Annotated in this window: 8 protein-coding genes; 2 read left to right on the forward strand and 6 right to left on the reverse strand. The window is 69.8% G+C overall.

Features of this window, described 5'->3' with window-relative positions; genetic code table 11:
* The 5 genes from WAX14_RS04070 to WAX14_RS04090 all read right to left on the reverse strand — a co-directional run.
* Positions 1-763 (reverse strand): M48 family metalloprotease (locus WAX14_RS04070; RefSeq protein ID WP_422626809.1); only part of this gene is annotated, 763 nt, incomplete at its 3' end.
* Positions 764-776: 13 nt separating this feature from the next.
* Complete coding sequence (locus WAX14_RS04075; RefSeq protein ID WP_422626810.1) at positions 777-1190, reverse strand: BlaI/MecI/CopY family transcriptional regulator; 414 nt, start codon at positions 1188-1190, stop codon at positions 777-779.
* A gap of 36 nt (positions 1191-1226) precedes the next feature.
* On the reverse strand, positions 1227-2165 hold the full coding sequence (locus tag WAX14_RS04080) for an ABC transporter ATP-binding protein (protein ID WP_422626814.1): 939 nt from the start codon (positions 2163-2165) through the stop codon (positions 1227-1229).
* Positions 2166-2176: 11 nt separating this feature from the next.
* Positions 2177-3280, reverse strand: a complete 1104-nt coding sequence (locus tag WAX14_RS04085) for a FecCD family ABC transporter permease (RefSeq protein ID WP_422626815.1) — start codon at positions 3278-3280, stop codon at positions 2177-2179.
* 14 nt (positions 3281-3294) lie between these two features.
* A complete protein-coding gene (locus WAX14_RS04090) occupies positions 3295-4722 on the reverse strand; it encodes a FecCD family ABC transporter permease (RefSeq protein ID WP_422626811.1) in 1428 nt (475 codons plus the stop codon).
* A 186-nt stretch (positions 4723-4908) separates the two neighbouring features.
* On the opposite strand from WAX14_RS04090, the gene WAX14_RS04095 reads away from it, so the two are divergent.
* Positions 4909-5634, forward strand: a complete 726-nt coding sequence (locus WAX14_RS04095; protein ID WP_422626816.1) for a hypothetical protein — start codon at positions 4909-4911, stop codon at positions 5632-5634.
* Positions 5635-5829: 195 nt separating this feature from the next.
* On the forward strand, positions 5830-6264 hold the full coding sequence (locus WAX14_RS04100) for a PaaI family thioesterase (protein WP_422626812.1): 435 nt from the start codon (positions 5830-5832) through the stop codon (positions 6262-6264).
* 68 nt (positions 6265-6332) lie between these two features.
* On the opposite strand, the gene WAX14_RS04105 is transcribed toward WAX14_RS04100, so the two are convergent.
* Complete coding sequence (locus tag WAX14_RS04105) at positions 6333-7712, reverse strand: NAD(P)/FAD-dependent oxidoreductase (protein ID WP_422626813.1); 1380 nt, start codon at positions 7710-7712, stop codon at positions 6333-6335.
* Positions 7713-7886 lie beyond the last annotated feature (174 nt).

Here is a 7886-nt window from a genome sequence, read left to right on the forward strand (position 1 = left end):
TGCGCGATCCGGCGCAGGTGACCAGGGCGCGGGCCAGCGGTGCCGGCCCGGTTGCCCGGACCGCCGAGTCGTCGGCGAGCATTTCGACGAGCAGTTGCACCGAGCCGAGTGCCGAACCGGAACGTACCCAGCGGGGGAATGCCTCGGACACGGCCGTGAAGGCTTCGAGGACCAAATCGTGCCGGGCCCGCAGGTGGGAGTGTTCGTGGCTGAGCACCGCACGCAGTTCGGTGTCGTCGAGGTGGTCGAGGGTGCCTTCGCTGAGCACCACGCGGTGCCGGAGGCCGGGCAGGCAGTAGGCGATGGGGTCGGCACTGTCGAGAATGCGCACGTGCGGGAGCTGGCGGATCGCGGCGCCGCTCTCGCGCCGGTCGAGCAGATCGACGAGGGTGCGATGCCGGGATCGGCGGCGGCGGGTGAGCACGGCCACGCGCAGGGTCGCGAAGATCAGGCGCGCCCCGATGAACAGGGTGGCGGCGAACACGGCCACATAGGTCAGCCACAACGGCAACCCGAGGGCGTCGATCTCGCGCAGGGGTTCGGCGGTGGGCCGTCCGTCCACGCCGGGGACCAGGAGCAGGGCGGCGACGGCGAGGCCGGAACTGAATGCGGACAACACGGCGGCCAGCGCGATCGCCTGCCACAGCACCAGGGCGGCGCGGGGCGTGCGGTACGGCCAAGTCGCTCTGCTCAGCAGCGCCGGGACGGGGCCGGCGAGGAGCAGGGCGAGGATGCCGAAGACCAGCGCGGTGGTCGCATTCATGGCATCGAGTGTGTCAGCTCGCGCGACCGGTGCGTTGGTCGGCCGTGCCTGCGGCGGCATCCTCCTTGGCTTCGAGTGCGGCCAGTGCCTCGCGGAGGGCGGCGGCTTCGTCGGCGCCGACCCGCCCGACGAAGTGCACGAGTGCGGCGGTGCGACCACGACTGTCGGCCTGGTCGAGTGCGTCGACCATCAGGCCGGCGACGAGTTCGTCCCGGCCGTGCACCGGCAGGTAGCGGTGTGCGCGGTCGTCGCGCTGCTGGATGACCAGATTCTTCTTCGCGAGACGTTGGAGGACGGTCATGACCGTCGTGTACGCGAGGGACCGCCGGGTGGCGAGAGCCTCGTGGACCTGCCGCACCGTCTGGGGTTCGGTGGAGGCCCAGAGGTGTTCCATCACTGCTCGCTCTAGTTCGCCGAGTGCTGCCATGAGGCGATTCTACGGACACTCCGACACTCGTGCGTACTACTCCTGGTCGTAGGGACTTTCGTCCTGGTCCTGCGGCGTGTCGGAGGTGCTGACGGAGGTGCTGACGGAGGTGCTGACGGCCCCACCGACGGTGCCGTAGACGTGCCGCGTGCCGATCGGCACGATCAGCGGGCGCCCGGACACCGGGTCGTCGATGACCGCGGCGTCGAGGCCGAACACCTCACGCAACAACTCGACGGAGATCACGGTGTCCGGGGCGCCGGACGCGACGATGCGACCGGCCTTCATGACGACGAGGTGATCGCTGTAGCGCACGGCGAGGTTCAGGTCGTGCAGGACCATGACCACGGTGCGGCCCAGTTCGCTGTGCAGCCGGTCGACGAGATCGAGGACCTCGACCGAATGGGCGAGGTCGAGGTAGGTGGTGGGTTCGTCCAGCAGCAGAATGTCGGTGCCCTGTGCGAGCGCCATCGAGATCCACGCGCGCTGGCGCTGACCGCCCGACAACTCGTCGACGGGACGGTCGGCGAGGTCGGCGATGCCGGTGCGCGACAGCGCGACGGCCACCTCGTTCTCGTCGTCGGACGACCACTGGCGCAGCCACGACTGGTGCGGATGGCGGCCACGGGACACGAGGTCCGCGACGGTCAGGCCTTCGGGGGCGACCGGAGCCTGCGGCAACATGCCGAGGATCCGCGCGACCTCCCGGGTGCGCATCGTGGTGATGGTGTGGCCGTCGAGCACCACCCTGCCCGCGCGGGGGCGCAGCAGCCGGCTGAGCGCGCGCAACAGTGTCGACTTGCCGCAGCCATTGGGGCCGATGACGGTGGTGACGACGCCGGTGGGAACGAGCAGGTCGAGGTCGTCGACGACGAGACGCTCGCCGTAGCCGAGCGACAGGTGTTCGGCGACCAGTCGCGGTTCGGTGACAGTCGAGCCGGTGTCTGTCGCACCGGCGGTGATCTTGTCGGACATCTCGATGCCGGTCATACGGTCACCTTCCGGTTGGAACGCACGAGGAGATAGAGCAGGAACGGGCCGCCGAGAGCGGAGGTGACCAGCCCGACGGGCAGCGCGACCGGGAGGATGGTGCGGGCGATGATGTCGGAGCCGACTACGAGGACCGCACCGGTCAGCGCGGACGCGATGATCGGTGGGCCGTCGGCGCGGACCAGGCGCAACGCGAGTTGGGGTGCGGCCAGCGCCACGAACCCGATCGGTCCGGCGGCGGCGGTGGCGACACCGGCCAGGCCGCACGCCGCGGCGAGCAGAAGCCCCTGCTGGGTTTGCAGGCGGACGCCGAGCGACCGGGCCGTGTCGTCGCCCAGGCGTAGAGCACCGACGGTGAAACTTGCGATCAGGGTCCAGGTTCCGATGACGGCCAGGGCGATCGCGGCGGGGACCACCTGGCTCCAGGACGCACCGTTCAGGGAACCGGTGAGCCACACCTGGGCGCGGGAGACATCGTTGATGTCGGCGGAGACGAGCATCCAGTTGGTCAGGGCGATGAGCATGGCGTTGGCGCCGATGCCGATGAGGATCAACCGGAATCCGTCGACGCCGTTGCGCCAGGCCAGCAGGTAGATGACGAACGCGGTGAGCAGTCCGCCGGCGAGCGCGGCCAGGGGCAGGCCGAGGCTGGCGAGGAGTCCGACGATCGATCCGCCGCTCGTCACCACGATCAGGGCGACGGCGGCGGCGCTGGCTCCTGCGGTGATACCGAGGATGTCGGGGCTGGCCAGGGGGTTGCGGGACAGTGATTGGGTGATTGCGCCGGCCACCGCGAGGGCGGCGCCGACGACGAGTGCGCCGACACCGCGGGGGAGGCGCAGGTCGAGCACGATGAACCGGTCGAGGCGTTCACCGCCACCGACGAGGACTTCGAGCACCTGCGGTATCGACATCGGGTAGTCGCCGCGGCCGAGACTCACACACAGCAGCAGGAACGCGGCGACCGCGAGCAGGATGCACACCAGCACGTGCCGGCCACGCCACACCAACGACACCGGCCCGATGCGCAGGGCCGGGCGGGACGGGACGGCGGTCGAGGTGTGCAGCAGGGGGCGGGTACGCCGCTTCGGGGCGGTCAGGGTCGTCGATTCGGTCACAGGGACACCAGCTTCCGTCGGCGGACCAAGGCGATGAAGAACGGTGCGCCGATCAGGGCGAGGACGATACCGACCTGCAGTTCGCCGGGGCGGACGACGATGCGGCCGATGACATCGGCGAGCAGCAGGAGGATGCCGCCGAGCAGGCCCGCGTAGGGCACGAGCCAGCGATAGTCGGGCCCGGTGATCGCCCGCGCGATGTGCGGAACGATCAGCCCGATGAACGCGATCGGTCCGCAGGCGGCGGTGGCGGCACCGGTCAGCAGGGTGATCGCGGCGATGCCCACCGTGCGGCTGAGTGCGACGTTGGTGCCGAGGGAGCGGGCCACGTCTTCACCGAGGCCGAGAACGTTGAGGCCGGGGGTGCTCGCCAGGGCGATGACCACACCGGCGGTGAGGAACGGCAGGACCTGCCAGAGCACGTCGGTGCCGCGCCCGGCGACCGACCCGACGACCCAGAAGCGGAATCCGTCGAGGGTCGTCTGGTCGAGCAGCACCACCGTGTTGGTCATGGCCTGCAGGAAGAATGCGACCGCGGCGCCGGCCAGGGCCAGGCTGAGCGGGCTCGCGTTGCCGTTGCCGATGGACGCGAATCCGAAGACGGTGACGGCGGCGATCAGGGCGCCGGCGAACGCGAACCACAGGTACTGGGAGGGGGTGCTCATCCCGAACAGGTAGATGGACAGGACCACCAGGAAGGCGGCGCCGGCGTTGATGCCGAGCAGGCCGGCGTCGGCGAGGGGATTGCGGGTGTGGCCCTGGATGAGTGCGCCGGCAATTCCCAGGGCGATTCCGACGACCAGGCCGAGCAGGGTGCGGGGGATGCGCAGGGTGTGCACGATCAGGTCGGTTTCGGAGCCGTCGTTGACGATGAGCGCGTGGAAGACCTCTGCGAACGTCATGGGTCGGGCGCCGATGGAGATGCTGGCGAGCAGGACGAGACCGAGCAGGACGATCAGTGTGGCCAGGCCCAGCAGGCGGCGGCGGCGTAGTCCGGCGACGGTGGTGTCCGGGGGGATCGGGGTGAATCCGTCGGCCGCTGCGGTCGTGTCGGTGACGACCTCGGTGCCGCGGCGCAGCAGGGCACGCCGGGTGCCGACGGCGTTGCCGGTCGTCGCGTCGCGGGTGACCAGTCCGGTCCAGTGTTTTCCGAGGCTGGCGCCGGTGTGTCCCTCGCGGCGGCCGTTGTTCCACACCAGGAAGCCGCCGGCGGCGGCGAGAGCGGCGACACCGAAGACGACACGGTCGGTTTGTCCGCCGCCGTGCGCGTCGCCGAGGGTGTCGACGAGCAGGGCGCCGATCACGAGGGGAACCGCGACCAGGACGAGGTCGAGGGCGGTCGCGGCCAGGCGCCGCGCGGGTGTCGCCGGTGGGCTCGGATCGGGTGTTGCCGGTGCGGCGCCCGGGTGTCGGATCGTGGTCACGTGTGCGGGTGCTCCTCTGGGTGGGGTGCCTGCCGGGCGGATGAGGTCCGCAGAGAGTTAGGTTACGGAATCCTATCTACGCCGTCGCGTGGCGGGTTGCGCACCCGCCGCCGTCATGTAATGGTTAGGCTAACCTAATCCCAAGGTGGGGTTGCGGGCCGATCAGGAGGTGTGTGGGTGTCGACAATGCTGCTGACCCGTCCCGAGGTCATGCCGAGCTGTCTGTTCGAGGAGACCGCCTTCGAAGCCACACGCGCCCGACTGCGGGCGATCGCACCGGACGCCCCCCGCGTCTACGCCGTCGCCCGCGTCGAAGAGGAACCGCGGCGCCGCTGGTGGAGCCTGGCCTGCGAGGGTCGGGGGCAGCGCGTCGAACTGCTCTACCGGCGCGTGCTCGACGACGTCGAGGATCCGCGCATCGCCGTCGAGCAGGTGGCGGGAGCGCTGATCCACGTCATCATCGGCCGGGTCCTGGCGCCCTTCGTCATCGAAGGCCGCGCCTGGGATCCCGGCCTGGAGAACCTGTGGGTGCATCAGGACAGTGACGGCGGAATCGACTGGGCCGGTGTAGCCGACGACACCCTGAGGGTTCTGCCGGGCGATCCCGCCGCGGGGGGCCGCGACGTGGTGGTGGTGCCGTGCGAGCGGGCGCTCGCGGTCTGGACCGCGCACCGGGCCGTGTCGGCCCTGTCCGCCGTCCACGAGACGCTGCAGGGCTGTGCGCCGATCGACGACGCGCGCTACTGGGGGTTGGTCGGCCGCACGGTTGTCACCGGCGCTGCGCAACTGCCACAACTCGCGGAGTCGTCCCGCCACACCGCCGCACGTCGGGGTCAGCACCTGCTCGATGCGTTCGCCGCCGCCGGGTTTCCCGTGCGAGGACTTGCCAAATTAGGGCAGCCTTCCCTATGATGGTGGTCGTCACCTACTGTCGGACCGTGCCGGAGTCCTGAGGGCTGCAGAGACTCCCGGTCCTTCCCACGGCGGGCCCCGCAGAATCCGCGGGGCCCGCCGGATCCTTTTCTGGACCGTGTCGACCCTGCCGACGGTGAGCCGCGAACGCCTACCATCCGACAGGACGACCACGAAACGACATATGGAGACCCCATGACCGACCAGCCCACCCTCGAGCCTGCATCCGCCACCGAATTCGGCAGTGCCGGATTCGGCAGTGCCCTCGGCCTCGAATACATCGAAACGAGCGCAGACCGGGTGGTTGCGCGCTGGACGGTGACATCGAGTCATCACCAGCCGTACGGCATCGTGCACGGCGGGGTGTACTGCGCGGTGATCGAGTCGGTGGCGAGCATCGCAGGGGCGGTGTGGTTCGGTGACCGTGGCCACGTCGTGGGTGTGAACAACAACACCGACTTCCTGCGCGCCACCCGTGACGGGGTGCTCACCGCCACCGCCACCCCGCTGCAGCGCGGCCGCACCCAGCAGCTGTGGCAGGTCGCGATCGTCGACGAGCGCGGCCGCACCGTCGCGCACGGCCAGGTGCGCCTGGCGAACATCGCCGACGCCGACCACATCGGCCGCTAGACCGAGCGCTCCGCGCGGGACACCGGGTCTGATCGGCCCGATGCCCCGCCCGAGGTCGGTTCGACCCACTAACCGGCTTCGCGGGCCGGTGGGCCCCCACTCTCCGCCGACTCGGTGTGCTCCCGGAGACGTTCGATCGCGATCCGCGCGAACACCTGCTGCTCGGTCGCGGCCATTTCGTTGCGGCCGGTGGAGAAGAACGCCTGCGCCCAGGACAGCAGGGTCGACAGCTTCGACGAGAACCCGACCAGATACAGCAGGTGCACGAACAACCATGCGATCCAGCCGAGGAACCCGCTGATCTCGAGTTTGCCGACCTTCGCGACAGCACTGAATCGCGAGATCGTCGCCATGCTGCCCTTGTCGAAATACTTGAACGGTTTGCGCTGGGCGGGGCCCTGCCTGTCGAGACCTGCGACGATCTGCTGGGCGGCATATTTACCACCCTGCATCGCCACCTGGGCCAGGCCGGGCAGCTTGTCCAGCGACATCATGTCGCCGACCACGAACACGTTTGGATGCCCCGGCAACGACAGATCGGGCTGTACCTCGACGCGTCCGGCACGGTCGATGCCGGCCCCGGACTGCTCGGCGAGTTGCTTGCCGAGCGGGCTCGCCGCGACACCCGCCGACCACACCTTGCACTGCGACTCGAGGCGCCGCTCGGCGCCGTCCTTGTCCTTGACGGTCAGCCCCTCCGCGTCGACGCCGGTGACCATGGCGCCGAGCTGAATCTCCACGCCGAGGCGTTCGAGGGTGCCGCGCGCCTTGCGGCTGAGTTTCCCCCCGTACACGGGGAGCACGTCGGGGGCGCCGTCGAGCAACACCACCCGCGCCTCGGTGGGGTCGATGTGCCGGAACGCGCCCTTGAGGGTGCGGCGCGACAGTTCCGCGATCTGCCCGGCCAATTCCACACCGGTCGGGCCCGCGCCGACGACCACGAAGGTCAGCAGCCGCGCGCGTTCGTCGTGATCGTCGGACAACTCGGCCTGTTCGAACGCTCCGAGGATGCGACCGCGCAGTTCGAGGGCGTCGTCGATCGTCTTCATGCCGGGTGCGAATTCGGCGAAGTGGTCGTTGCCGAAGTAGGACTGGCCGGCGCCTGCGGCGACGATGAGACTGTCGTACTCGGTGACGGTGACCCGGTCCAGGAACCGGGAGCGCACGGTCCGCGTGTCGATGTCGATGGTCTCGACATCGCCGAGCAGCACCTGCGTGTTCTTCTGTTTGCGCAGTACCATGCGGGTGGCCGGGGCGATGTCACCGACGGACAGGATTCCGGTGGCGACCTGGTACAGCAGTGGCTGGAACAGGTGGTGGCTGGTTCGGGCGATCAAGACGACGTCGACGTCCGCGCGTTTGAGGGCCTGGGTGGCGAACAGGCCACCGAATCCGGATCCGATCACCACGACCCGATGACGCTGTGACCCACCTGGCTGGACGCTCATCTGTTGCTCCCTCGATGTCTGTCAGTGATCGCGCGCAGTGTCGGCGCGATCCCCGCCTTTCTCGGCGAACAGCCCCAGTCTCGCAGCATTCACCGGTTGCGGCGCGGCGATCGGGTGGGCGGCGCGGCGATCCGGGTGGGCGGCGCGGCGATCCGGGTGGGCGGCGCGGCGATC

It is taken from the genome of Rhodococcus sp. (in: high G+C Gram-positive bacteria) (assembly GCF_049299235.1).
In the GTDB taxonomy this organism is placed as follows: Bacteria; Actinomycetota; Actinomycetes; order Mycobacteriales; family Mycobacteriaceae; genus Rhodococcus.